The 25,861-nt window shown below is 44.5% G+C and carries 23 protein-coding genes and 1 pseudogene; 5 read left to right on the top strand and 19 right to left on the bottom strand.

Annotation, left to right across the window (positions count from 1 at the left end; translation table 11 throughout):
- Positions 1 to 8: 8 nt before the first annotated feature.
- From DXA18_RS01085 to DXA18_RS01060, 6 genes are all read right to left on the bottom strand, one after another.
- Positions 9 to 746, bottom strand: coding sequence for a 16S rRNA (uracil(1498)-N(3))-methyltransferase (locus DXA18_RS01085; protein WP_118382309.1), 738 nt, complete (start codon positions 744 to 746; stop codon positions 9 to 11).
- 28 nt (positions 747 to 774) lie between these two features.
- Entirely contained in the window at positions 775 to 1,728 is a 954-nt protein-coding gene (prmA, locus tag DXA18_RS01080; RefSeq protein WP_118382308.1) for a 50S ribosomal protein L11 methyltransferase, read from the bottom strand.
- A gap of 110 nt (positions 1,729 to 1,838) precedes the next feature.
- Positions 1,839 to 2,711 (bottom strand): glycoside hydrolase family 25 protein, encoded by an 873-nt coding sequence (locus DXA18_RS01075; RefSeq protein ID WP_118382307.1) that lies wholly within the window; start codon positions 2,709 to 2,711, stop codon positions 1,839 to 1,841.
- Between the two features lie 17 nt (positions 2,712 to 2,728).
- The gene (gene tsaA, locus DXA18_RS01070) at positions 2,729 to 3,418 is read right to left on the bottom strand and encodes a tRNA (N6-threonylcarbamoyladenosine(37)-N6)-methyltransferase TrmO (protein WP_118382306.1); all 690 of its coding nucleotides are present in this window, start codon (positions 3,416 to 3,418) and stop codon (positions 2,729 to 2,731) included.
- Between the two features lie 14 nt (positions 3,419 to 3,432).
- A complete protein-coding gene (locus tag DXA18_RS01065; RefSeq protein ID WP_118382305.1) occupies positions 3,433 to 4,269 on the bottom strand; it encodes a deoxyribonuclease IV in 837 nt (278 codons plus the stop codon).
- 127 nt (positions 4,270 to 4,396) lie between these two features.
- Complete coding sequence (locus DXA18_RS01060) at positions 4,397 to 5,245, bottom strand: DegV family protein (protein WP_158567068.1); 849 nt, start codon at positions 5,243 to 5,245, stop codon at positions 4,397 to 4,399.
- 331 nt (positions 5,246 to 5,576) lie between these two features.
- Here DXA18_RS01060 and DXA18_RS01055 point away from each other — a divergent pair, with 331 nt between their 5' ends.
- From DXA18_RS01055 to DXA18_RS01045, 3 genes are all read left to right on the top strand, one after another.
- Positions 5,577 to 6,053, top strand: coding sequence for a MarR family winged helix-turn-helix transcriptional regulator (locus tag DXA18_RS01055; protein WP_118382303.1), 477 nt, complete (start codon positions 5,577 to 5,579; stop codon positions 6,051 to 6,053).
- Positions 6,050 to 7,255, top strand: coding sequence for an iron-containing alcohol dehydrogenase (locus tag DXA18_RS01050; RefSeq protein WP_118382302.1), 1,206 nt, complete (start codon positions 6,050 to 6,052; stop codon positions 7,253 to 7,255). Before DXA18_RS01055 ends, DXA18_RS01050 begins: the two co-directional genes overlap by 4 nt.
- Positions 7,256 to 7,355: 100 nt before the next feature.
- Positions 7,356 to 8,759, top strand: a complete 1,404-nt coding sequence (locus DXA18_RS01045) for a sodium-dependent transporter (protein ID WP_118382301.1) — start codon at positions 7,356 to 7,358, stop codon at positions 8,757 to 8,759.
- Between the two features lie 68 nt (positions 8,760 to 8,827).
- Here the strand turns inward: DXA18_RS01045 and DXA18_RS01040 are convergent, their stop codons facing one another.
- Complete coding sequence (locus DXA18_RS01040) at positions 8,828 to 9,721, bottom strand: radical SAM protein (protein ID WP_118382300.1); 894 nt, start codon at positions 9,719 to 9,721, stop codon at positions 8,828 to 8,830.
- A 1-nt stretch (position 9,722) separates the two neighbouring features.
- A complete protein-coding gene (locus DXA18_RS01035) occupies positions 9,723 to 10,013 on the bottom strand; it encodes a DUF3784 domain-containing protein (RefSeq protein ID WP_158567067.1) in 291 nt (96 codons plus the stop codon).
- Positions 10,014 to 10,213: 200 nt separating this feature from the next.
- Between DXA18_RS01035 and DXA18_RS01030 the strand changes: the two genes are divergently transcribed.
- Together DXA18_RS01030 and hydF are read left to right on the top strand one after the other, a co-directional pair.
- Complete coding sequence (locus DXA18_RS01030) at positions 10,214 to 11,065, top strand: DegV family protein (protein ID WP_118382298.1); 852 nt, start codon at positions 10,214 to 10,216, stop codon at positions 11,063 to 11,065.
- A 70-nt stretch (positions 11,066 to 11,135) separates the two neighbouring features.
- Positions 11,136 to 12,353, top strand: a complete 1,218-nt coding sequence (gene hydF / locus DXA18_RS01025) for a [FeFe] hydrogenase H-cluster maturation GTPase HydF (protein ID WP_118382297.1) — start codon at positions 11,136 to 11,138, stop codon at positions 12,351 to 12,353.
- 270 nt (positions 12,354 to 12,623) lie between these two features.
- On the opposite strand, the pseudogene DXA18_RS01020 reads toward hydF, so the two are convergent.
- The 11 genes and pseudogenes from DXA18_RS01020 to DXA18_RS00975 all read right to left on the bottom strand — a co-directional run bounded on the left by DXA18_RS01020 (position 12,624) and on the right by DXA18_RS00975 (position 25,780).
- A pseudogene (locus DXA18_RS01020) lies at positions 12,624 to 14,032 on the bottom strand (DUF512 domain-containing protein).
- Positions 14,010 to 15,800: a bifunctional homocysteine S-methyltransferase/methylenetetrahydrofolate reductase gene (locus DXA18_RS01015; protein WP_118382296.1), complete on the bottom strand. Its 1,791-nt coding sequence runs from the start codon at positions 15,798 to 15,800 to the stop codon at positions 14,010 to 14,012. The pseudogene DXA18_RS01020 and the gene DXA18_RS01015 overlap by 23 nt, the downstream one beginning before the upstream one ends.
- A gap of 162 nt (positions 15,801 to 15,962) precedes the next feature.
- Positions 15,963 to 17,360, bottom strand: a complete 1,398-nt coding sequence (locus DXA18_RS01010) for an alanine/glycine:cation symporter family protein (protein WP_118382295.1) — start codon at positions 17,358 to 17,360, stop codon at positions 15,963 to 15,965.
- A gap of 176 nt (positions 17,361 to 17,536) precedes the next feature.
- Entirely contained in the window at positions 17,537 to 18,376 is an 840-nt protein-coding gene (locus DXA18_RS01005) for a PRD domain-containing protein (RefSeq protein ID WP_118382386.1), read from the bottom strand.
- A 34-nt stretch (positions 18,377 to 18,410) separates the two neighbouring features.
- Positions 18,411 to 20,567 (bottom strand): PTS transporter subunit IIABC, encoded by a 2,157-nt coding sequence (locus tag DXA18_RS01000; protein ID WP_118382294.1) that lies wholly within the window; start codon positions 20,565 to 20,567, stop codon positions 18,411 to 18,413.
- 275 nt (positions 20,568 to 20,842) lie between these two features.
- Positions 20,843 to 21,091: a heavy-metal-associated domain-containing protein gene (locus tag DXA18_RS00995; RefSeq protein WP_118382293.1), complete on the bottom strand. Its 249-nt coding sequence runs from the start codon at positions 21,089 to 21,091 to the stop codon at positions 20,843 to 20,845.
- A 33-nt stretch (positions 21,092 to 21,124) separates the two neighbouring features.
- On the bottom strand, positions 21,125 to 23,689 hold the full coding sequence (locus DXA18_RS00990; RefSeq protein ID WP_118382292.1) for a heavy metal translocating P-type ATPase: 2,565 nt from the start codon (positions 23,687 to 23,689) through the stop codon (positions 21,125 to 21,127).
- A 28-nt stretch (positions 23,690 to 23,717) separates the two neighbouring features.
- The gene (locus DXA18_RS00985; protein ID WP_118382291.1) at positions 23,718 to 24,020 is read right to left on the bottom strand and encodes a metal-sensing transcriptional repressor; all 303 of its coding nucleotides are present in this window, start codon (positions 24,018 to 24,020) and stop codon (positions 23,718 to 23,720) included.
- 159 nt (positions 24,021 to 24,179) lie between these two features.
- On the bottom strand, positions 24,180 to 24,692 hold the full coding sequence (locus DXA18_RS00980) for a transaldolase family protein (RefSeq protein WP_330424335.1): 513 nt from the start codon (positions 24,690 to 24,692) through the stop codon (positions 24,180 to 24,182).
- 41 nt (positions 24,693 to 24,733) lie between these two features.
- Positions 24,734 to 24,862: a transaldolase family protein gene (locus DXA18_RS16425; RefSeq protein ID WP_330424334.1), complete on the bottom strand. Its 129-nt coding sequence runs from the start codon at positions 24,860 to 24,862 to the stop codon at positions 24,734 to 24,736.
- Positions 24,863 to 24,922: 60 nt separating this feature from the next.
- Positions 24,923 to 25,780, bottom strand: a complete 858-nt coding sequence (locus tag DXA18_RS00975; RefSeq protein WP_118382290.1) for a YitT family protein — start codon at positions 25,778 to 25,780, stop codon at positions 24,923 to 24,925.
- Positions 25,781 to 25,861 lie beyond the last annotated feature (81 nt).

Below are 25,861 nucleotides of genomic sequence, written 5' to 3'. Positions count from 1 at the left end.
AAATATGATTACTTTTCTAAATGGTACATCAGGATCGATAATGCAGTAAGCCCGGCGGTCTCTGTCCGAAGGATGCGTTTGCCAAGTGTAATCTCACTTACACCTGCCTCTTTTGCCTGCTCTACTTCCTCTTTTTCAAAACCGCCTTCCGGTCCGATAAAGATGCCTACTGACTGTCCCGGTTTCACGGATTCCATGATCTGTTTCGTCTGTTCCATACCTTCTGCCAGTTCATAAGGAATCATGACTACATCCAGCTCTTTGGATAGCATCAGTGCTTCATCGTATTTCAATAAGCCTCCGACCTTCGGTACAATACCTCTTCCTGACTGCTTCGCTGCACTTCTCGCAATCTCGCCCCAGCGCTCTACCTTTTTCGCTGCTTTCTTATCATCCAGACGTACAACACAGCGCTTCATCGCTACCGGAACGATCTTATATACACCAAGTTCTACTGCTTTCTGCACGATCAGTTCCATCTTGTCCCCCTTTGGCAGACCCTGGAACAGATAGATCTTAGACGGCAATTCCGTATCTACACTCTCCTCCTCCAGAATCGTGAGAACTGCCTGTGCATCCTCGTATTTTTCCACCTGACAGATATAATGGCGATTATTACCATCACTGATGCCAAGCTTCTCACCCGGACGCATCCGAAGCACATTCTTCATATGGTTAACGTCAGTTCCTTCTATGTAAATCTGATTTTCCTGTACCTGATCCGCTGTCACAAAAAACTGCTGCATGACTTCCTCCTGCTCTCCGCCTATATGATTAATTCTTTCTGGCGGTTACTGATACCCATTCACCCTGATGGTTTACTTCCAGTACTTCAAGACCTGCTGCCTTCACTGCTTCTACCACAGTCTCTTCCTTCTCTTCGATAATACCGCTTGTAATATAAATCCCACCAGTCTTCAGATGATTCAGGATAACCGGAGTCAGTGGAACCAATACATCTGCAAGGATATTAGCAACCACGATATCATAACGGTCATATCCAACCTGATCCTGTACCTCTTTGTCATCGATAATATTACCGATCATAACACGGTACTGGTCACGGCTGATTCCATTTACGTCCATATTCTCATGTGTCGCATCGATTGCACACGGATCCAGGTCTGTACCTGTTGAATGCTTCGCCCCAAACTTCAATGCCAGCATACCAAGAATACCACTTCCGCATCCTACATCCAGAATCTCTGTATCTTCTGTTACGTATTTTTTTATCTGACGGATGCAGAGCTGTGTCGTCTCATGCATACCTGTACCAAATGCTGTACCCGGATCGATATGAATGATCATCTTATCCTCATCCTCCGGCTGTACATCTTCCCAAGAAGGGATGATCAGTACATCATCAATGGTAAACTGATGGAAATACTGCTTCCAGTTATTTACCCAGTCTACATCTTCCGTCTGAGACTCTTCGATCTCCATACTTCCGACATTCACATAGGTACCAATCTCTTTCAGTTCCTCACGGACTGCCTGAAGCATCTTCTCCTTGTCCTCATCCTCTTCCAGATAGAAGCTGATATAAGCCACGCCGTCATCCACATCAATCTCCGGCAGGATGTCCACGAACATCTGCTCCTTCTCTCTCTGGGTAAGCGGAATCTTGTCTTCCACTTCCACACCCTGGATTCCCAGATCCATCAGACTGCTGCAGACAATATCCTCTGCTTCTGTCGTTGTTTTAATTCTAAATTTATTCCATTTCATATGCTCTTCCACCTTTTCATACATATACGCAAACTGTTTTAATAGTAACATATTCTTTACAAATGTGTAAATACACCCTGCATATATTTAGCTACATTTCATAAAATCATCTACAAAAACCAGAGGTTCATGTCCACATTTCCATCGATCCCGGGCACCTGTCCGGTCTCTGTGTACTGCCACATGGAGATTTCATACGGACACTGCGGAAGTGGTTCGTAATCTGCATACCATTTCTCGTAGTCAGTAAGCCTCGTAAGATCCAATGTAAATGCCATCCATTTCATATTAGCATAGATCATCGTCTCATAACCTGCCACTTTCACCGCATCGCAGAATGTAATACAATGATCGGTAAATGCTTTGCCGTCCAGATCATCCGTTCTTGCCGTGTCATTCTTAATCTCTTCTGTATCATATACCACCGGACCTTTGATGTCGTAATCCCGAATCCGCTCCAATACAAACTGCGCCTCTTCTTCTGCTTCCTCTTTATCAACAGCCTGTGAGAAGAAATACACACCCACATCCAGTCCCGCTGCCAGTGCACCTTCCACATGGCTCCGGAACATACTGTCCTCCACCAGTTTCCCCGCTTCTCCATATCCACGATATCCCAGGCGCACGATCACAAAATCTACGCCATAATCTTTCACCTGCTGCCAGTCCACTTCCGGTTGATACTCTGATACATCAATTCCTAATCTGGACGCTATCTCTCCATCCTCATTCAGATAGAATTTCTTGCCATCCTGATCTTCGATCCTCGTCAGATTCTGTGTGATCAGCGGAATATCCAGCAGCTCAGCTTCGTATTCATTCCCAAGCACATCCACAAATCTGTAAGTATCCGTATCTTCTTCTATCTCCACGCCCTCGACTTTTTGCTCGTTATTCTGCTCTTCTTTTGTACTACAGCCACATATCAATGCAACTGTCAACAACATTATCAGTAATATCTGCATTTCACGCTTTTTTCTCATTATTCTCCCTACACTCTCTATTGCACACTGCACACGCGCAGACATCCATCCGCTACCCGAAAACGGATCCGCATGCCTGCATAATCCATACCATAGATACGCTCCGGATCTTCCTGATAAGACGGTCTTGGATCCTGCGCAAGAATCTGCCTCAGCACTGCCCTTTGTTCTTCCGGCACGCGCATTTCCAGATCTCCGTCAAATATTACCGTTAATCCATCATTTTTGTGCTGCTCCGCAAATCCACCTGCGGCATCCACCTTACAATCCACATAAGGAAGATATGGCTTCACATCATAAATTGGTGTGCCATCCATCATATCCACCCCCTCTACAAGTAATACGCTTCCTTCTTTTTCCGTATCACAGATTTCCACCAGACGAACGCAGGACAAACCGATTGGATTTGGTCGAAACGGAGATCTTGTGGCAAATACACCCATACGAGTATTTCCTCCCAGTCTCGGTGGACGCACCGTCGCGTGCCAGTTCTTCTGCTTCACTTCCGAAAATCCCCAGAGCAGCCACAGATGACTGTAATCTTCCAGTCCACGCAGTGCCTCCTTTGAACGATATTCCGGTTCAAAAACAATCTTGCCTCTGGTCTCTGCCAGGCCGCTTTGCCTTGGCAAACCGAATTTTTCCGGAAAGTCTGTACGGATCACGGCAATCTTCTTTAAGGTCAAATCTTCTGAATATTTCTGCATAATGCTCTCCTGCTCTATCTTTCTTCTAGTCGTTTCCGTATCATGGCAATTTCTTTCTTATGACCGGCATCGTCAAACGGAGTTTCCAAGTAAAATGGCAGATCACGAAGTCTGGGATGCCTTAAGACATTCAACAATGACTCCATGCCAATCTCACCTTCTCCGATCGGTGCATGGCGATCCTTACGAGAACCAAACGGCATCATGCTATCATTCAGATGAACGGCACGTAAAAGATCCAGTCCGAGCACCTGGTCAAATTTCTCCAGCACACCTTCCAGATCATTTACAATATCATATCCGGCCGCAAATACATGACAGGTATCCAGACAGATTCCAATCTTTTCCGGATACTTTACTCCATCACGGATTGCTTTCAATTCCTCAAATGTCACACCAATCTCTGTACCTTTTCCACTCATAGTTTCCAGAAGCACGTGAATATTCTGGTCTGCCGTCACTGCCTGATCCAGTCCCCGGATAATATTCTGAATTCCGGCATCTGTACCAATCCCCGTATGGCTTCCCGGATGAAACACCAGATTCTCAATCCCCAGTTCATCCATGCGTTGAATATCCTCTCTGATTACCATACTGGCAAATTCATAAGTTTTCTCCGTTGCGCTTGCCAGATTCATAGTATATGGCGCATGGGCAAGAATTGGTCCAAAGTGATGTTCCATTCTTATACTCTGAAACTTTTCTATCTCTTCTGATGTATATGTTTTATAATTTGATCCCCTCGGATTACGACTAAAGATCTGCATGGTATTCGCTTCCATCTTCACCACATTTTCAGCAGTCTTCGCAATCCCTCCGGCAATCGACATATGTGTTCCTATTGTAAGCATTGTCTTTTCCTCCTACCTATTACAATAACATTTTTAGTATCCGGTTGCCACAAAATCATCGGAAATACAAACGAAAAAAGGAACCACAGATTTGTGATTCCTCGCAAGAATTTCTAACATTTTTCTATTATTTATTCGCAACATATACAATTCCGAATGCTCCCGGTCCGATATGGCTGCCAATCGTCGGTCCGATCTCTCTGGTCTTGATCTTACCAAAATCCAACCCATTTTTCTGCAATGTCTGGATAAATGAAATACAGTTCTTCTTGTCCGCTGAATACAGAAAATATACCGAATAATTCTCATCCGGCATATCAGCCTCGACATATTTTATAATCTGGCGGAACACATTTTTATTACCACGCTGTTTTCCGCATACTGCTACCTTTCCTTCTTCATCAATGCTTATGATTGGTTTGATACCCGCCAGTCTTCCGATACTTGCTGCTGTCTTAGAAATCCGACCGCCTTTCTGCAGATATTCCAGCGTATCCAGTCCTGCAAAAAGACGTACTCTCGCTTTTAACTCATCCAACGCTTCTGCAATCTCTTTTGCACTCTTTCCCTGATCACGCATTCTGACTGCACGGTCTACTAACAGCCGGATTCCAAGTGTGGCTGACTTGCTGTCTACAATATATACGCCATCATGCTCTGCTATATCTTTCGCGATTGTGGCACTCTGCACCGTACCACTGAGCGCACCGGAAACCAGAATTGCTACAACGTCATCTCCATTCTCTTTTGCCTCTTCAAAACAATCTGCAAACTTTGCCGGAGACGGCTGTGATGTCTTAGGAAATTCCTTTTCATTTATCAGTTTCACAAAAAATTCTTCTTTCGTAAGATCTACTCCATCGATATACTGCTCATTTCCGAATGTTACAGTCATCGGAATACAGGTAATCTGTCTCTTCTCAATTTCTTTCGCTGAAAAATCAGCCGTAGAATCTACAATAATCTGAACTGCCATAATCATCCTCTTTTCTTAATCTGTTTTTTTCTCAGTCGAGAAGACTCCCACCTTTTCAGGTGGTGAGTAATAGCAAATTTGTCTCAGTGGGAGTCCAATCTCTGACTGAGATAAACGCTCCGCGAGGATGCGCAGTGATTCTGATAGGAATATGTCAGCTTCGCTGATCAGAATCACGCGCCAAGTCTCACGGACGTTCGACTTGAATATGAATATTAATCTCATTCAAAGTTTCTCTCAAAATAGATGTTGAAATATCAACATGACTATGCTACTATAGCAGATAGTTGTTGATAAATCAACTATTTTTAATACGAAATGAGGAATTATTATGACCGATAGTTTTGAACTGCTGACCGGAGGTATAACCAGCGTCTATAAAAGCATACAGAAAATCAAGAAACTCTCCATGAGCGAAATCGGTCTGAAGGGTGTCCATGCCATGTGTATCTACTATTTATATACTACGCCGGATGGTCTGACCGCCGCAGAGCTGTGCATTCGCTGCCGGGAAGACAAGGCTGCGATTTCCCGCATTCTGTCGGAGCTGGAAAGCTTTGAAATGATCACCTACCAACAGACAGGTCCTCAGGAAGGCAGAAAATACCGGGCAAAAGCTGTACTTACTGACAAGGGACGTGCCTACGCGGGTCAGGTCTCTGAACTGATCCGCCAGGCAGTAGATGCCGGACGCAATGGGCTTACTATGGAAGAAACTAAGACATTTTACCGGGTACTCTATCACATTTCCGATAATCTGGAACAATTGATCTCTGTACTCGAAGAGAAAGGACAAGAAAACTCATGAATATATTCAAAAAGATATACTGCCGCGTATTTCAGACAGCATTCCGTCTGGCACTGCCAGTACTTCCTTATCGCAAACCGCAGATTGTAGGCAGTGTCCGGGAACTTCCGGATGTGATCCGCGGCAATCATTGCTCCTGTGTACTGATCGTTACTGACTCCTCCATTCGGAGCCTGGGACTGACCAAACGCCTGGAACATACATTAGAACGTGCCGCTATTCCATTTGTCATTTATGACGGAACCGTTGCAAATCCTACTACAATTAATGTGGCAGAAGCTCTGGAACTGTACCGCGATCATGCATGTGATGCAATCATCGGTTTCGGCGGGGGATCCAGCATGGACTGTGCCAAGGCTGTTGGCGCCTGTATCGCCCGTCCGAAAAAAACACTGGCGCAGATGAAAGGCATCTTGAAAGTACGCAAAAAACTTCCGTTGCTCATTGCCATTCCAACGACTGCCGGAACCGGAAGTGAGACAACCCTTGCCGCTGTCATCACCGATGCCGAGACGCGGCACAAATATGCGATCAACGACTTTCCATTGATTCCAAAGTATGCCGTATTAGATCCGAAAGTGACTTTAAGCCTTCCACCGTCAATTACAGCAACAACCGGAATGGATGCTCTGACTCATGCCGTGGAAGCATATATTGGGCGTTCCACTACTTATCACACCAGGCGGGATGCGTTGCACGCTGTACAACTGATCTTTGAAAATATTGATACAGTCTACGCTGATGGCAGAAACGTCAATGCACGTCGTGATATGCTTCACGCATCATTCTATGCCGGCTGTGCATTTACCAAATCCTACGTAGGCTATGTCCATGCTGTTGCCCATTCTCTGGGCGGTGAATACAATGTTCCTCATGGGCTGGCCAATGCAATAATCCTGCCAATGATACTGGAATCTTATGGTAAATGCATTCACAAAAAATTACATAAACTTGCCATTGCCGCCGGCATCGCCGACAAAAAAATGTCAGACGCTGAAGCTGCTGAACGTTTCATAAGCGCCATCAAAGATATGAAACACCGGTTTGACATTCCTGACACAATCCCGGAGATTAAACGGGAAGACATAGCTCGTCTTGCCAGGTACGCAGACAAGGAGGCCAACCCATTATACCCGGTTCCAGTGCTGATGAACGCCTCAGAACTTGAACTATTTTATGAATCATTGATGCAAATAAACTAAATTGTATTTTTTTATTGCGCAGAACCCTCTCTTCCTTTATAGTAGATAAATACGTGTATTGTATATTTATATCGCATATTAAGGAAGAGAGGGTTTATTTATGAGTAACAATTCACATCATCATAAGCGTGGCAACTTTACCGGCTCGCTGGGCTTTGTTATGGCCGCAGCCGGAAGTGCTGTAGGTCTTGGAAACATTTGGCGTTTTCCTTATCTGGCAGCTAAGAATGGAGGAGGTACCTTTATCTTCGTATACATCATTCTTGCACTGACCTTTGGTTTTACCCTGCTTATCACGGAGATTTCCATGGGACGCAAGACCAAACAGGGACCGCTTACCGCTTACGGCATGCTGAATAAAAAGTTCGCACCGACCGGATTCCTTGCATGGATGGTGCCTGTCATCATTCTGCCTTACTACTGCACCATCGGTGGGTGGGTACTCAAGTATCTGTTCGCATTCCTCACCGGAGACGGTGTAAATGCTGCAGCCGACGGCTATTTTACCGGTCATATTACCAGCCAGTGGTCACCGATCATCTGGATGATCATTTACATGGGATTGACCGCATTTGTTGTAATCAGTGGTGTTAACAAAGGTATTGAGAAATACAGCCGTATTTTGATGCCAATCCTGGTCATACTGATCATCGGTATTTCTTTCTTCTCACTGACACTGCATAACACCGATGCAGATGGTATCACACGTACCGGATTAGAAGGACTTAAGATTTATCTGATACCGAACTTTGAAGGTATGACAATCAAAGGATTTTTCCTGCTTCTGATGGATGCTATCGGACAGTTGTTCTTCTCCATCAGTGTTGCCATGGGTATCATGATCACCTACGGTTCTTATGTAAAAGACGATGTTAACCTGATGTCATCTATTAATCAGATTGAATTCTTTGATACACTGGTTGCCCTCCTTGCAGGACTGATGATTATTCCGGCAATCTACACTTTCTCCGGTATCGAAGGTATGTCGGCCGGACCGGGACTGATGTTTGTATCCCTGCCAAAGGTATTTGCTGCTATGGGTAAAGCAGGAATCGCAATCGGTATCCTGTTCTTTGTAACCGTTACCTTTGCCGCGATCACATCATCTGTATCCGTCATGGAAGCAATCGTATCCGGTCTGATGGATAAATGGAAGATTTCCCGTAATAAAAGTGTAGCCCTGTCACTGATCTACGCAATTGTCGTAGGTATCATCGTATGCCTTGGTTACAACGTATTCTACTTTGAACTTCCGCTACCGAACGGATCTGTAGCCCAGGTTCTGGATGTACTGGATTACCTCAGCAACATGATCATGATGCCGATCGTTGCAATTTCAACCTGCATTATGGTCGGATGGGTACTGGGAACGGATACTATTATCAACGAAGTTACCAAGAGCGGTGCCAAGTTCAGCCGTAAAGGACTGTACATCGTTATGGTAAAATACGTAACCCCGATTTTGCTGTTCTTCTTATTACTGCAGTCTTTGGGCATTCTGTAAAAACGATTATAATCAAAAAAGGAAGACATCACCGTTTTCACTGTGATATCTTCCTTTTTTTCATGACCTTATACACCTTCCAGCGTAAATGGCGGGATGAAGCTCTCTTCTGCCGTATCTCCTTCCTGGATATACGCACATTCCACACCCAGATCTATGGCATAATCTACAAGCGCATCGTATTCCTTTTCCGTTACTTTTCTTCCAAGTTCCGGATACCTCACAGTATCCAGAGTCTCTAACGGCGTATACTGATTCATCAGGCTCATATAGACAGAATCGCCGTACGTCTCATAGAGATACTGCACAATCCTTTTCGCCGCCTTAAGTTCTCCCGGAAGCAACAGATGGCGTACGATCACACCCTTCTGAATCTTTCCGTCCATATCAAATCTGCATGCACCGGTCTGCCGGTACATCTCACGAATTGCTTTTTTCACAGTCTCCGGATAATCCTCTGCCCTGGAATACCGCAATGCCTGCTCACTATCCCAGTATTTAAAATCCGGCAGATAAGCATCGACCCATCCATCCAGCATAGCAAGCGTCTCTTCTGACTCGTATCCTCCGGTATTGTATATAACAGGCAGATGTAATCCCTGAACTTTGGCACATTTCAATGCCTCGATAATCTGCGGTACAAAATGTGTCGGCGTCACCAGATTGATATTATTTGCCCCCTTTTGCTGCAATTCCAAAAATATCTCTGCAAGCCTTGATATAGTAATCTCTTTCCCCGTTACGCTTCTTGACAGATCATAATTCTGACAGTACACACATCTGAGATTACAACCTGTAAAAAATACTGTCCCCGATCCTTCTTCTCCGGAGATGCAGGGTTCTTCCCACATATGTAAGGCAGCTCTCGCCACACGCAGATGATTCGTCTCCCGGCAGAATCCTTTTTCTCCATTATCCCGCATCACCATGCAGTGACGCGGACACAATACACATCCACTCATATTACTTTTTACAGCACTTCTTCATATATACAACACTGGCTGCCAGAGATACGATTACAACAACCAGATAAATCACAAATCCCATCTGTGTCTTCACACGCATGCTGACAGCAGATGCTGCACCGATCACAATAAAAGCAACTCCATATCCTTTCTGTGCCTTCTTCATATCATACAGCTTATTCCGCTGAGCAGCATCCTTATCATTCAAAAGGACATCTCCTCTTCCTGTCAGCATCATAAATCCAACGATCAGACAACCGATTGTAATAATCAGATCAAATGTTTCCATACTTTTCATCCTTTCATCTCATATCTAATTCCATAATATTTTCATGATACCTAATGCGCTTTCATTTGTCAAATGATGCAATAATTACAATTAATTTGTCATTCAATTATTTTGATCATCAAATCTATTGACGTAGTATCAGTTACCACTTATAATGTTTCTAGTTTCTAAATATTACAGCTATGTGAAAGGAGATTCTCATGAATCCTATTATAATCGTCGCTGAGACCGGTTCTGACATAACACCGGAATTAGCCGCTAAATACAATATTACTTTAGTACCGATGCACGTTACCTTTGACAGCCATACTATGGATGACGGTTCTTTCCCGGTTCAGAAAATCTGTGATTATTATAAAGAAACCGGTAAGCTTCCAAGAACAAGCGGATGTTCTCCGGATGACTTCATGCTGGTATTTGATGCCATCCACACCGCGCATCCGAATGCCCAGATTCTTTATCTGGCTTATTCTGCTGTCACCACCTGTTCTTACCAAAGCGCTGTAATCGCATCTGAGGATCGGGATTATGTGACAATGTTAGATACCAAACAGGTATCCATCGGACAGGCAGCCATCGTAATCGCCATTGCCGAATTATTGCAGAAGAATCCGCACATGACTCTTTCTGAAGCTGTGTCTGCTTCAAAAGCACTCTCTGCCCGCACCAGAATGTGCTTTCTTCCAGACAACCTGGAATTTTTGAAAGCAGGCGGCCGTGTTAGTAATGCTGTCTGCCTGGGAAGCCGTATTCTACACATCCATCCATGCATTGAAATCCAGGACGGTAAACTGGTTGCTACTAAAAAGTACCGTGGCAAAATGAAAAAAATTGCCCGACAGCTGATCTTAGACTATATAGAGGATTATAACCTTGACCGCAGCATTCTGTGGTTTGTCCGTACTGTCGGTCTCTCCGATGATATACGGATAATTGCAGAAGAGACTGCAAAAGAATGTGGTTTTCAAAAGATTCAATGGCTTCAGGCGAATGGCGTTATCACAACTCATGGCGGACCAGCCGCCTTTGGATTGGCAGGATTTACAGAATAATAATTGCACATTGTTCCGAATAGGCGTAAACTGAATCTTATACATGATTTTACTCAAGGAGGATTCTTTTATGAGCTTAAATAATACGCCATCCGGCGAACGCATACATATTGGTCTGTTTGGAAGACGGAACGCCGGGAAATCCAGCATTATCAATGCAATCACCGGACAGAATCTGGCAATCGTCTCCGATATCGAAGGCACCACCACCGACCCTGTCATAAAGTCCATGGAATTACTGCCGCTTGGTCCGGTTGTTGTTATCGATACCCCAGGTCTGGATGATGTAGGTGAGCTAGGCGCACTTCGCATCCGTAAAGCATATCAGATGCTGAATAAGACGGATATTGCTCTGCTGATCATCGACAGCGGTTACGGTGTTACGGATGAAGACCTACGTATTTTAAAGCAGATTCAGAAGAAAAATATTCCTTATCTTGTTGTCTTGAACAAATGCGAACTAACAGAAGATCTTAATGCTCTGACAAATGCACTCGCTGTCTGTCAGACTGATTCTGAACATATTATTCCGGTAAGTGCTGAGAAAAGAATTCATATTCAAGAATTAAAAGACCGCATCGCCAGTCTCGCCCCGGATCAGGATTCTGACCGCAGAATCGTTGGCGACCTGATTCATCCGTCTGACTTCATCGTGCTAGTCGTGCCTGTAGATAAAGCTGCGCCGAAAGGTCGTTTGATTCTTCCACAACAACAGACTATCCGGGATATCCTAGATTCCAGAGCAATATCCATTGTTGTTCAGGATACGGAATTAAAAGATACCTTAGATTCTCTTGGACGAAAGCCTTCTCTCGTCATTACTGACAGTCAGGTATTCGGTCGCGTTGCCAAAGACACACCTCATGACATACCGATGACTTCTTTCTCCATTCTTTTCGCCAGATATAAGGGCAATCTGAAAAGTCTGGTAAATGGCGCACAGGCAATCGATACTTTGGAAGACGGTGACAAAGTCCTGATCTCTGAAGGCTGTACCCATCACAGACAATGCGGTGACATCGGTACGGAAAAGCTGCCGAACTGGCTGAAACAGCACACCGGAAAGAACCTCACTTATGAATTCACCAGCGGAACTGAATTTCCACTGGAACTTGACCAGTATAAGCTGATCATCCACTGTGGAGGCTGCATGCTAAATGAACGTGAAATGAAATATCGCATGAAATGTGCTGAGGATGCAGGCATCCCAATGACCAATTACGGAACAGCTATCGCACATATGCATGGAATACTGGAAAGAAGTCTGGAGGTATTCTCCGATCTGTAATATGATGTTGGGGTCAAAAGCCCCCAACTATGATGCCTACGGATTGTTCCGTGCTATGCACTCCCACAATCCTCCCAATTATTCGCATATCGTGGGATTTGCATCCCACTTTTAGACTCATATTGGGACGGGTCCCAAGGTCTTTCATCCACTTATGAGCGAGCTCATGTGGATTTAGACCTTTTGACCCTGGCATCATGATATTCTTTAATAACCACAAAAAGGTTCTGAACATTAACTCTCAGAACCTTTCCTTCATGCTGTACACTTTTACCTGTCATATGCATTTACATATACAAATTCTTCGTTTTCTCTCTCCATCTGATATTCTTCATCAAGAATCGCATCTACAAAGTCCTGTCCACCAGGTTCGATCGCTGTCAGATGTACTTCTAATGCTTTTTCCACCTGCTGCACCGTCATATCATCCAGGAACACTTCTTCGCCTGTACGTAACATGTTGGACGGAATCAGAAGTGTCTCACCAAGATCCACACCCTGTTCTTTATATTCCAACAGTTGTGTTACCAGATCCTGTCCCGTAATCAGACCGGATACGGTAATCGTCTCTCCAAAGAAATCATTGCGGATTGCATATACATGAACCACGAGACCCGGATATAGCTTCATCAGATGCTCTGCAAACTGACAAATCGTCGGATACGTCAGCTTACCGGTAGCAATAGTCAGCGTACGTTCCATTGGCTTTCCTTCCAGATGTTTCACCGCCTCTTCAAACTCTTCGATAAAGAGACGCATCATGCCTACACCATTTTCCAGCTGAATGTACCCGTCATACCGCTCTTCTTCCGGAAAATCACGTTCTGCGGTAATATACCATTCATCACTGGCGTGAATAAAATGAAGTCCGTATTCTTCATAGAACTTCTTCTGATAGCTCTCGATCAGGTCAATAACCGCTCCCGCCTCTTCTTTGGTATATAACTCCAATGGATATAACCCATCCCGGTATTTGGTAATACCTGCCGGAACGGCCGACACACTCCGCATAAATGGCAGATACTTTGACAGATCCTCAATACTTCTTCTCAGTTCATCCCCATCGTTAACGCCCTTACAGCATACAATCTGACCATTCATCTCCACATGTCCTTCATACAGCTGATCCAAATATTTTAATTTATCACCTGCAAACCGATTGTGAAGCATCTTACAGCGAAGTTCCGGATTGGTACTCTGCACCGATATATTGATCGGCGCAAGCTGCATATGAATAATGCGCTCTACATCTTTCTCCGACATATTGGTAAGCGTGATATAGTTTCCTTGCAGAAATGACAGTCTGGAATCGTCATCTTTAAAATACAGGGTCTCACGCATACCCGGGGGCATCTGATCGATAAAGCAGAAAATGCATTTATTACTACAAGATCTGTAATCGCTCATCAGCCCATTGTCAAACTCAATTCCCAGATCATCATCGTAATCCTTATCAATCTCCAGCAGCCATTCTTCTCCATCTGCCTTGCGGATCAGTACTTCGATATAATCATCTTTTATATAGTAACGATAATCAAATACATCTCCGATTTCCTGCTTATTAATCCGAAGCAGCACATCGCCCGGTTCAATTCCCATCTCCTCGGCAATTGAACCGGATAGACTTCTTTGATCAAATGTTCATTCTTCTTCAACTTATTCTCCTTGCTTAATCGCATTGATAATGCGGTTCACCAGTCCCACTCTATGGAATGGTGTCATCAGATAAAATCCATCTGCAGCCCCACGCAGTGCTTCTGCAATATCCAGGCAAAGCGCTACTGCTGTATCCTCCGCCTCTTCACGGCTCATTTCTGGATCATATCGGTTCAGAATCTCATCATTTACATGAATGCCCGGCATCTCATTCTTCATAAATAGTGCATTTCTGTAGCTGACTAACGGCATCAGACCACAGATAATCTTCGCACCCGTCATCTCTTTCAGCTCGATCACTCTCTGTACATCTTCCTCTGAGAATATCGGCTGTGTCAGGAAATATGCACATCCTGCTTCCATCTTTTTACGCATTCTGCCGGAAATTGCCCGGATATTATTACCCGCATAATTAAGCGCACCGCCATAATACACCGGCTGATCCGGGAATATCTCTTCATTCATGTGCTGCAGATATTCCATAAAACGGATAGAGTTTACATCAAATACACCGGTAATCTTGCCACGGTTATCCGGTCCCACCGGATCTCCCGTGATCACGAGAAAATCGCGTATACCATTCGCATGTGCACCCAATATTTCTGAGCGAAGACCAATCAGGTTGCGGTCACGCATTGCCACATGCGGCATCACAGAAATGTCTGTCAGACGCTTTGCATAAACAGCCAAAAGTGCTGCATCTGCCCTGGATCTTGCCAATGGTGAATCCGATACCGTTATCATATCCACTCCATTTTCCTTTAATGCATAAACTCCCTTACTGAATTTATCCATCTGCGCATCAAACGGCGCATCCAGTTCAACTACAAACACCTTCTCGCCACGATCTAACTTGCTGATAAAATCAGTCGGTGCTGCATTACTTACACTCTCTCCATCCGCATTTTCCTCTACAACCTCTTTTGGTTGAGGTGCCTGTCCACCAAGTACTTTTTTCAATGCAGCAATATGTTCCGGTGTAGTACCACAACATCCACCTGCAATATTAATTCCCAGTGGGATCATGCGTTCCATCTGCTTCGCATAATACTCCGGATCATCTCCATAATGCATTCTGCCGCGGAGCTCCTGCTGATATCCGGCATTCGGAAGCACACTTAACATACATTCCTTTGGAAATGTCTGCTTCTCCAAAAGTTTCCGAAGATGTGCGGCACCTACGCCACAGTTAAATCCAAAGACATCGACCGTCTCCATCTGACCCAACTTATCAATAATCTCTTTCATTCCAAATCCATACTGGGTATATCCGGATGGATTCAAAGAAAACTGAACGATCACGACGGACTCTTCACACTGACTCTTACAATATTCTGATAATGGCTGAACCCATTTTAATTCCAACATCGTCTCGAATACAAAAATGTGAATGCCTTCTGCCAGCATCGAATTTATAAGGAACTGATATTCCTTTATCGTATTCTCATCATCTTCTGTCACCGTCTGGCGGATTGGTCCGATCGATGCAGCAATTTCCACTTCACGACTGGATTCTGCTACCGCCTGTCTCGCACAGGCAATCGCTGCATGAATCGCTCTCTTGCATTCCTCCTGCTTCGGAAACATCAGATGGTTCACTGCAAAGGTATTCGTCCTGATCAGCTCTGCTCCTGCCTCAATGTATGCCTTATGTATTGCAGTAATCTCCTCCGGATGCACAAGATTCGCTTCCTCTGCCTCCAGTTCTGTACCATACTGCTGATTATAATAAGTGCCCATTGCACCATCCATCAATAAAATGTGATCTTTTATCTTGTCCAATAATCTCATAATGCTCTCCTCTTCTGTCACATTATATGTTATAATAACATACTTTCTGACTGTTCACCAGATAATTAACAATGGATTTATTCAATCATCCGATACTAAACAAAAAGCTGTGCACCATTTTTGTACACAGCTCTTTCTTAGCAAATTTTTCTAGAACCCTATTTAAGAATCTTTTCCTTCTCCTGCAAAATATTCTTTTGTCATCTTCACTACCGTACCAGACAGCAGGAATACTGCAATCAAGTTCGGGATCGCCATCAGTCCGTTAAATGTCTCTGCGATACTCCACAAAAGCCCCAACTCAACAGTAGCACCAAGAATCGCCACCAACGAATATGCCACCATAAATGGCTTGATTACCTTTGCGTCAAACAAAAACTCAATACATCTTGCCCCATACAATCCCCATCCGAGAATTGTAGAAAATGCGAAACAGCACATTGCCACTGCAGTAAAAATAGATACCCAGTTACCATATGTTGCTGTGAATCCTGCAATCGTAAGCTCCGCTCCTGCTGCTTCACCATACGGAACAGACACACCGCTACACAGGATAACTAATGCTGTCAGTGTACAGATCACGATAGTGTCTGCAAACACTTCAAAGATACCGAAAAGTCCCTGCTTTACAGGCTTCCTGGTATCTGCACAGGCGTGTGCAATGGAACCTGTACCAAGACCTGCCTCATTAGAAAAGATACCTCTGGATACACCTTTCTTCATACTTAAGAAGAAACTTCCGATCACACCACCGGTCACTGCTGATGGATGGAACGCACCTTCAAAGATTGAAGCAAATACAGCCGGGATATTCTGAAAATGAAATACAACAACGCCAAGTGCAAGCACAATATAAAGCACTGCCATAAATGGCACCAGACGCTCTGTAACCTGTCCAATCCTCTTCACCCCGCCAAGCAGGATCAAACCAACCAGAAACGTAATCGCAATACCAATAATCCAGTTCATTACAGGTACTGTATCTGTTGAAATCACATGATAATTCAAAAGTGCAGAATCAATTGCTGTCGTAATCGTATTCACCTGTGTGGCATTACCGGTTCCAAATACCGTCAGCACGCCAAATCCTGCAAACAGATACGCCAACCATCGCCAATTTTTCCCAAGTCCGTTCTTAATATAGTACATCGGGCCACCGACAAGGTCTCCCTCTGCATTGCGCTCTCTGAAATGTACTGCCAGCGTAACCTCAAAAAATTTGGTACACATACCGAGAATCGCTGATATCCACATCCAAAACACCGCTCCTGGTCCGCCGATAGCAATCGCTCCGGCTACACCTGCAATATTACCGGTACCGACCGTTGCTGCAAGTGCTGTACAAACTGCCTGAAACGGCGTCAGTGCTCCATCGGATGCCTCCTTTTTACGAAACATTCTTCCGATCGTTGTCTGAATCGCATATCCAAACTTACGAATCTGAAGAAATCCGGTACGTATACTCAAATACAGTCCCACACCAATGATACAAATCATTGCAGGAACTCCCCAGATAAAATCGTTAATCACACTGTTGACTGATTCAATTGTATGTAGCATCTTTTCAACCTCTTCCACTCTCATATAAACTATACGTTCATTTTTTTGTTATCATAATAGCATACGAAAGTAGAAAAGTAAATTTAGTCTTTTAATTAACCAGTCTGATACTTTCTTAACTTTTCATGGATAAAAGAAAAGGTCATACGCTATTGTTCACGCACAACCTTTTCTTCTCATTCATTTAATTCTTCATCCGTAAGTATTCGCTGCAGATGCATTGCCAGATATCCGATCTCTACTTTTGAGAACTGACAACGCATATCTTTTCCAAGCTTCTCACAAATCTGTGCTGCCATCTGAAACTCTTCCGGAAACTTCTGTCCCATATAATCATTCATATCCAGCTTCAGTACTTCGCCGCTCATCTGTCTCGCTACCATATAACGGACATGGTTCATCAGACGATTATACGACAGAGACATAACATTCAGCTTCTTATCCAATGCATTTTCCACATAAGACACACAGTCTCTGACCGCCTGCGCAATCTGCATTGCCTGGGATAATTCTTCTTTTTCGATTGCTGTATGGACATGAAGCGCAATATATCCCACTTCATGCTCATCCATATCAATACCCATTCTTTTCTTTAAAATCGGCACTACAGTCAGTGCCACTTTATATTCTGAATAAAACAGCAGGCGGATATCCTCTGTCAGCGGATTGCTGATCGCCTCACCGGACTGGATACGTTTCACAGCATATTCAATATGATCTGCCATAGGAAATAATATGCTTTGATCAATCTTCCCAAAGACTCTCTCAGCTTCCTGCAACACCAGGTCTGCCACTTCCAGATATTCCGGCGGAATACTTCTGGCAAGCTTACTGGCACTGCCACGCTTGGTCGTCTCCTTCAGCGAATACATCGATACTTCTTCCGGAAGCTCTATACGTTCCGTAACCTTCTTCCCAAATCCGATTCCTTTCGCCATGATCAGATATTCCTGGTGATCTTCCTCCTGGATTCCGATGATGGTATTGTGATTCAATACCTTGCTGATTCTGTACATCCGCTCTGCCCTCATTCTCTCCGGAGCTTCCTGTCTACTCGTAAATATTTACTGCAAACAGCGGTTCTCCCTTTTCAATCTCTCCTTCTTTCAACAGAGAAATCTTCTGATTGTCCGTCAGCTCCGTACACAATATCGGTGACATCACTGACGGTGCATGTTCCTTCAGATAATCCAGATCCAGGCGCATGATCGGGTCTCCTTTTTTCAGCTTCGCACCCTGCTCTGTTAATATCTCAAATCCTTTTCCTTCTAGTTTTACTGTATCAATACCCACGTGGATCAATACGCTAATACCGTTATCCATAGCATATCCTACTGCGTGCTTTGTGTCAAATATAAAAAGTACTTCTCCATCTTCCGGGGCACACACAACCGGGTCTGTCGGAAGAACTGCTGCGCCGTCTCCCATCATGCGTTCTGCAAATGCTTCGTCCGGCACTTCTGACAGATCTGCTGCCACACCTTTGATCGGGCTTCCTATTGTAATACTCTTTACAAGCTTTTTCTCATTTGTCTTCTCTTCTACAGCCTTTGTCTCTTCCTGAGTTACTTCATGAGTTGCCACATCGTCCTCATCATCATTATTACCACATCTCTCCAGATAATCTTCCAGATCAGACTTGATCAGTGTAACTTTCGGTCCGTAAATAACCTGAACACCTTCGCCCTTACGTACCACGCCAGATGCACCGCTGGCTTTCAGTGTCTCTTCATTTACCAGAGACGGATCATAAACTGTGCAGCGAAGTCTCGTGATACAGCAATCTACATCAGAGATATTCTTCTTACCGCCAAGTCCTTTACAGATCATACGTGAGATAGTATCATCTTTTTCGCCTTTTTCAGAAGCACCTGCTCCACCATTCTTGCGGGCTTCTACATCACTTCTGCGATACAGTTTCACTTCTTCATCATCATTTCTTCCCGGTGTCTTCAGATCCATCTTGCGAATCATGAATCCAAACAGGAAATAATATACTACAAAATAAACCACACCTACGATTACGATCCAGATCCAGTTGGTCTTCGCATTACCCTGTAAAATACCAAACAGGAACATATCGATCAGTCCGCCGGAGAATGTCATACCGACACCAACTTTAAAGATATGCATCAACATATAAGCAGCTCCGGCCAGTACACAGTGTACACCATACAGAGCCGGTGCCACAAAGAGGAATGTAAATTCCAGAGGTTCTGTGATACCTGTCAGCATAGATGTAAGTGCTGCAGATAATAACAGACCACCAACTGCCTTTTTGTTTTCCGGTTTTGCTGCTTTATACATTGCAAGTGCTGCTCCCGGAAGGCCAAAGATCATCAGCGGGAATTTACCGGACATGAACCTTGTCGCTGATACTGCAAATCTTGTTGTAGATGGATCTGCTAACTGAGCAAAGAAAATGTTCTGTGCTCCTTCAATAACCTTACCGCCGACTTCCATAGTTCCGCCAAGTCCTGTCTGCCAGAATGGGAGGTAGAATACGTGATGAAGTCCAAACGGAATCAGCAGACGCTCCATGAATCCATATACCCAGGTTCCCGCATAACCGGAATTAAGTACCAGATTACCAACTGCATAGATACCGCTCTGAATTACCGGCCATACAAAGAACATCACAATACCGACACCTGTATACACCAATGCAGAGATAATCGGCACGAATCTTGTACCACCAAAGAATGACAGTACCTGTGGAAGCTGGATCTTGTAATATTTGTTATGGAGAGCTGCTACTCCAAGTCCTACCAGAATACCACCGAATACGCCCATCTGCAGGGATGTTATACCGCACACATCAGTCGTTGCACCGCTGAGCATCTTATCGGCACCACCATTCAGGTTGATCATTGCACTGATAGACGCATGCATAATGAAGAATGAGATTGCTGCTGCCAATGCCGCTACTTCTTTCTCCTTCTTCGCCATACCAATTGCCACACCCATTGCAAATATGATCGGTAAATTTGCGAATACAATATTACCTGCTTCTGACATTACCTCAAAAATCGCATGGAAGACTGTTCCAGGTCCCATCAATCCAATCAGATGATAGGTCTTCAGCATGGTTTCATTCGTAAAGGAACCGCCGAATCCTAACAGAAGTCCTGCCACCGGAAGGATAGCAATCGGGAGCATAAAACTGCGCCCTACTCGTTGCAACACGCCAAAAATTTTGTCTTTCATTTCTTTCTTCTCCTCACTTTCAGATGACTGAAATCTGTGAAGGCTGCCTGACTTCCTGCATCCTGCGGATAAGTCATCTTGCTTCTTACATGCAAGCATGACGAAGCAATTCGATTTATCCACAAGGGTTCTGCATAATCACTTTTTGGTACAAAAAGAGGCACTAACCCTACACAAATTCCGTTAAAATTTATGTATAGTTAATGCCTCGTTTTCACAAGTTACATACTATCTATTTGTTAAATTACCATACATAGTCTGACTTGTCAACACATTTATCTGTGAAACAGACCTTTTTTTACATACGCTTCACTTGATACGGATACCAGTTCATATCCGGTTGGCTCGATAACTTTGCGGATTTGATCTTCCGGAAGTTCCTCTTCGCTGATGATCACGGTCTCATTCTTTGAGTGAGAAGAATTCACTTTTTTCACTTTAAATGCATTGCGGATTGCTTCATTTACGTGAGATTCGCACATACCGCATGCCATACCGTTGATCTGTAATGTTGTTTTTACCATGATGTATTCCTCCTTACCGATAGCATCCAGATACTACTGGATCGAGGTTACTTTGTAATCCTGATCTTCTACTGTTTTCTTCAATACTTCATCCTGCACATCACTGTTCAGTGTTACCACTGCTGTGCCTGCTTCGTGGCTGACTTCTGCGCTGTCTACTTCTGCCAGTGCTTCCAATACCTTCTTCACTCTTGCCTCACAGTGTCCACACATCATACCTTCGATTTTCATTGTCTTTGTCATAGTAGTTCCTTCCTTTCCTGATTCCATTTCTGATTCTTCTTGAGAATCGGTATTCATTATTGTATCTTTAATTATTGCAGACTTGATCTTTTTATCCCTTGACGCATCATGCAGCCTGCAGAAGTTCAGCCGCAGTGCATTGGATACGACGCAGAAGCTTGACAGACTCATTGCCGCCGCTCCAAACATCGGATTCAACGTCAGTCCAAAGTGTACCCATGCCCCCGCTGCCAACGGTATACCGATAATATTATAAATAAATGCCCAGAACAGATTCTCATGAATATTGCGGAGCGTTGCACGGCTCAGGCGGATTGCTGCCGCTACATCACGCAGCGAGCTCTTCATCAATACGACGTCTGCAGCATCGATTGCTACATCCGCTCCGGCACCGATTGCGATACCCATATCTGCTCTGGTAAGTGCCGGCGCATCATTGATACCGTCTCCAACCATAGCGATCTTCCCCTGCTCCTTCAGCTTACGGATCACGCTTTCCTTACCATCCGGAAGAACCCCTGCGATTACTTCATCCACACCTGCCTCCGCACCAATGGCACGGGCAGTACGCTCATTGTCTCCGGTCAGCATGACTACATGGATTCCCATGTTCTTCAGCTGACGGATTGCTTCACGGCTGTCTTTCTTAATGGTATCCGCTACAGCAATCACACCGATCAGTTTATCATCTAATGTAAATAATAACGGTGTCTTACCTTCCTGCGCCAGACGATTGCAGATCTCCTGCATTGCCTCTGAAAGACCGCTCTTCTCTTTGATAAAAGTCATGCTTCCGCCGACGATCCTCTGACCGTCAAGTACAGCTGACAGACCATTTCCCGGAAGTGCGGTAAAGTCCTGCACCTCCAATTTATCTACTGACCGCTCCTGACCGCGCTTGATCACTGCTTTTGCCAGTGGATGCTCACTCTTCTGCTCCAGTGCATACGCTACTGTCAGTAGTTCGGTCTCGGAGATACCCTCCACCGGTATCAGATCCGTCACTACCGGCTCACCTTCCGTAATCGTCCCGGTCTTATCCAGTGCAACAATCTGCATCTTACCTGTCTCTTCCAACGATACCGCTGTCTTAAAGAGAATACCGTTCTTTGCTCCCAGTCCATTGCCAACCATGATGGCCACCGGTGTAGCCAGTCCAAGCGCACATGGACAACTGATTACCAGTACAGAAATACCTCTGGCCAGCGCATATGCAAATTCTCTTCCAAGTAATAGCCACACGACTGTTGTAATACATGCAACGGTAATAACTACCGGCACAAACACACCCGATACTTTATCCGCGATCTTGGCAATCGGTGCCTTGGTCGCAGCCGCATCACTGACCATACGGATGATCTGTGACAATGTGGTATCCTCACCGACACGGGATGCCTCACAGCGGATATAACCAGACTGGTTCATCGTTGCTGCTGATACCAGATCACCTTCTGCCTTATCCACCGGAATACTTTCTCCGGTCAACGCTGCCTCATTAACTGCACTTGCGCCTTCTAGCACAATACCATCTACGGGTATATTTTCACCCGGACGAACCACGAAAATATCTCCTTTTTTCACCTGTTCGACCGGTACGGTTACTTCCTCACCATTCTGCACCAGTACTGCTGTCTTTGGTGCCAGCTTCATCAGACTCTTCAACGCATCTGTCGTCTTACCCTTAGATCTTGCTTCCAGCATCTTACCCACTGTGATCAGTGTCAGGATCATAGCTGCTGATTCAAAATAGAACTCATCCATATACTTCATCACGCCCGCCATGTCTCCATGCACTTCTGCATCCGTCATCAGGAATAACGCAAACACGCTCCACACATAAGACGCCATTGATCCGAGTGCTACCAGTGTGTCCATGTTCGGCGATCTGTGCCACAGGCTTTTAAATCCATTAACAAAAAACTTCTGGTTAATAACCATAATGATTCCTGCAAGAATCATCTGTACAAGCCCCATCGCAACATGATTCCCTTCAAACCAGGACGGCAGCGGCCAGCCCCACATCATATGTCCCATAGAGAAATACATCAGCACTGCGAGGAATCCGATCGATATGATCAGACGCCGTTTCAGCACCGGTGTCTCTCTGTCTTTTAATGCGTCTTCGTCCGCAGAAGCACTTCTGCTCTCAGCTTCTGCACCTTTCAGAGAAGCCCCGTAACCGGCTTCCGTTACCGCGGCAACAATACTGTCCGCGGATGCCGTGCCTTCTACTCCCATGGAATTAGTCAACAGACTCACGGAGCAGGATGTAACTCCCGGCACCTTCGAAACAGCCTTTTCCACACGCGTACTGCACGCCGCACAGCTCATACCCGTCACTGTATACTGTTCCATTTCTATCCTCCTGTCTTCTTTGTGCTACCTATTTCATCAGTTTTTGAATCGTGGCGATCAGTTCATCCACTACTTCATCCTTGCCATCCCGGATATCCCGTACCACACAACTGTGAATATGTGCAGCCAGAAGTTCCCTGTTGAATCCGTTCATCGCAGCGCTCACCGCCGATGACTGGATCAGGATGTCATTGCAATATGCATCATTCTCTATCATTGTCTGAAGTCCTCGTACCTGTCCTTCGATCCTCTTTAATCTGTTCAGAAGCTTTTTCTTCTGTTCCTCTGATCTGCTGGTGGTCTTGGCACGACAACATTTCTTTTCTTCCATATCAGTATTCTCCCTCGTTTATCAGCTGATTATAAGTTGTCCATCATCATTTCATGAAAGCATTACATTTTCTCCAATCAAATATACCCCTGTGGGTATATACACATGATATACCTACAGGGGGTATCTGTCAATACATTTATTGACGATTTATTCTCTTTACTGATCGCAGTCTTTCATGGTCTTACCCTCGCCGGTCAGACCTTCAAAGTCTTTTACAAATGCATCAACCGCTGCTGTGATTGCTACGTTATTGACAAATCCATCAATCACAGACGGTGCAACGGTTGCCGCTTCTATACCATATTCACACAGTTCCAACACCTGCTGTGAATTCTTAAAGCTTGCCGCCAGTATACCACAGTCCAGTCCATGAATCTCAAAAATATCCTGAATCTCCTTTGCCACGCCAACACCGTTATATCCCATATTATCGATACGATTCACATAAGGTGCTGTGTAAGATGCTCCGCTTTTTGCTGCAAGATATGCCTGCATCGCTGTGTAAATCGCAGTTCCTGTAGTACGGATGCCCTCTTTCTTAAGTGCCTTCATCGCTTTGAAGCCTTCTGGAATACAAGGAATCTTCACATATGTGTTTTGTCCCAATTCCTTTACAATACGATGTGCATCTTCGATCATGCCTTCTGCATCTTTCGCAATCACCTGCACGTGAAGATCAGCTTCCTCGCCGATAAACTCTCGGATCTCTTTTAATACGTCATATGGCTGTCTGCCTGACTTCGCCAGATCGATGGATTCGTTGTCACTCCATCAATCGGGTACAGATCATATAATCTGCGAATCTCATCAATATTTGCATCATCAATCAGTAATTTCATTTCACTCTTCCTCACTCTACCTTGTCAGTATCAACATGCTGCACAGTCAGTATAGCACAATTACGCAGTCAATCGAAACCCTTTTCCAAAAGTTTCACTGCTCTTAGTGATCATGATGAATGCAGAATCATCTGTCTGACGGATAAATCTCTGCAGGATCACTGCCTGACGGCGATCCAGCGCACATAAGATAACCTTTTTATTTTCATGAGAATAGCCGCCCTCTGCATTGTAAAGAGTGGTACTTCTGTTTAATACATTCTGAATAAAATCGCAGATTGGTTCCGGATCGGAACTGATGATCGTAAAATACTTGCACAGACGCATCTGATCCATCGTACGATCTACGAAGATTGATTTTGCCAGCAATCCACATACAGAGAATAAACCTGTACGTACATCAAATGCGATAAATGAAAGTGCTACGATTGCAACATCAGAGATCAGCAGCGCGGTTCCGATATCAATTGTCGTATATTTCTTCAGTATCATCGCAACAATATCCGTACCACCACCGGATGCATCTACGTAAAACAGCATTGCCGCTGCAACTGCCGGAAGAGCAATCGCATAGGCAAGCTCCAGCATCGGCTGATTGGTAAGCGGTGCGCTGATCGGCATCATCTTCTCCATCAGGCTCAGCACTACGGAGGACAATACAGTAGCATAAGCCGTCTTCAGTCCAAAGCTTTTGCCGAGCACCGCAAAACCAATTACCAGCAGTGCCAGATTAATCATCAGGTTAATCTGAGCTGCTGAGATTCCAAGAATCTCATTTAACACTACCGCAAGACCGGAAACTCCTCCAAACGAGAAATGATTTGGGAATTTAAATGCATAAATCCCCAAATCCATAATGATCACTGCCAGTGTTATTACTATATAATCTTTAAAAAGTTTGATTGCTTTATTACTCATAACCGTTCCACCTCTCTGGAATCCATACTTTCTCTTTCCATATACTAGAGTAATACACATTCTTTCTATTGTGAAACAGTT

Source organism: Dorea sp. AM58-8 (assembly GCF_003464045.1).
Lineage (GTDB): Bacteria > Bacillota > Clostridia > Lachnospirales > Lachnospiraceae > Claveliimonas > Claveliimonas ammoniilytica.
The sequence above is the reverse complement of the archived record's forward strand: the minus strand, read 5'-3'. Positions and strand labels throughout refer to the sequence as shown.